Annotated in this window: 2 protein-coding genes; both read right to left on the reverse strand. The window is 49.4% G+C overall.

Going from position 1 to position 1,781, the window contains the following annotated elements; translation table 11 throughout:
* Positions 1-1,406, reverse strand: a 1,406-nt coding sequence (locus ACTHSP_RS20310; protein WP_440346800.1) for a cytochrome c biogenesis protein ResB, incomplete at its 3' end; no start/stop codon positions are given.
* A 204-nt stretch (positions 1,407-1,610) separates the two neighbouring features.
* The coding region (locus ACTHSP_RS20315; protein ID WP_440346801.1) for a c-type cytochrome at positions 1,611-1,781 on the reverse strand (171 nt) is incomplete at its 5' end.

Consider the following 1,781-nt stretch of genomic DNA (forward strand, 5'->3'; position numbering starts at 1 on the left):
GCATCGTCTTTCAGATATTGGCGCAAAGCCATAAAGGTGTCGATTTGGCCGTTTTTATCCATCGGAATGCGCAACCAGCGGTATTGCTGCGCCAAGCCGCTGCGTGTGCCGGTAATGAAGAAATAGTCTTCGTCTTGTTTTACCGGCAACATATAGTTTTTATATTCGACTGCCTGCCCTGCTTTATCGCGGATGCGGTAAACGATAGATGGGCCGATATTGGTGTATTTTTTGCCTTCTTGACGGACGGAGCGAACATCGTTGAGGGCGGATTTCAGGTTTTGCTCTTTTTCAGACGGCTCGCTCATGTCTTCGACGTTCATCGAAGTAAACTGGTCGAATTCCAGTTTATAAGAGGTCTTGCCCAAATCCAGCGGAAACTCGCGCATAGAAGTTGCTTTGAGTTTGACCGGCGTACGGTCGGCATCAGCCAGATTCCACGCTTTAAATGTCAAGTCAGAGCCACCGTCGGCAAAACTTGCCTGATAAACTGTAATACCGTGCAACGTCAAAGGATGGTTGACGCGAATGGTGTGTTCGCTGACTTTGCCGGTCGCCTTGTCCGTTACTTCCAAGTCGCTGGCAAAATCACGCGGCATTCCGGTATCGTAAAAGTCGATATGGAATTTCTTTAATTTGACCGAAAACGGCAGGTCTTGCACCAGCATGCCGTTATCCGCATTCAGAAACACCACGTCCGCGCTCTGCCCTTCCGCGATATTGACATTGCCCCTAAACGACAGGTTGGATTCACCCAACACGCTTTCGGGCTTAAAGTCTTTGGCGTAAACCGCAGTGTTGTCCGGCACGACCCGGCCGGTAAGCATACCGATTTTCAGCAGGATATTGCTGTCTATCAAACCGCCCAAACAAATTACAATCAGCGCGGCATGGGCAAAGATATAGCCCCATTTGTTCATCGCACCTTTTTTCGCCGCCACCAAAACCGAACCGTCTTCACGCGTAACGGTTTTACAGCCGTAGCCCTGCACTTCCAAATAACGTTGCGCAACTTCGGGCGTCACCTGTCCGTCTAAAACGATGGAATGGCGCATTGCCGCCAGCGATTTTTCCTTCGCGTTTTCACGGAAGGAACGAATCTCGCGCAAAAACGGCGGAACATTGCGAATCAGGCACAATCCGGTGGAAATCACCAAAAACATCATGATGACAACGAACCACGCCGAGGCGTACACGTCGTACAGGCCCAAAAAGCCGAAAATCTGCGACCAAAACGGGCCGAATTTCACCAAATAATCGACTTGTGGCTGGTTTTGCTGCAAGACCGTACCGATAATCGAAGCCACGCCCAACAGACTGAGCAGGGCAACGGCAAAGCGCATGGAGCTGAAAAAGGCAAACCATGGTCTACGGATAAGTGGGACGGATGATGAAGATTTACTCATGTCTCAAATGTCGGCTTGGGGCAACCCGATCGGTAGAACGGACTGCAATGACGTGTGATGCGAAAGGAAGAATACTGCATATTGTAGTAAAAATCTTGCTGTCGCTATTTGAAAAAAACAATCAGGCTTATCGGCCTATATTGGCTAAGGCCGTCTGAAGGGTTTTCAGACGGCCTGTATCAATAAGCTCGTTTCAAAACGAAATTAGTGCAAACCTTGGATGAAGTTGGCTACTGCGTTCAACTCTTCTTCGCTCAGGCGGTTGGCAATATCGGCCATGATGGCGTTTTTGCGTTGACCGGATTGGTAAGCTTTCATTTGCTCGACAACGTAAGCTTTGTGTTGGCCGCCCAGACGAGGATAGGCTTGGATTTC

Source organism: Neisseria sp. P0001.S005 (assembly GCF_051963715.1).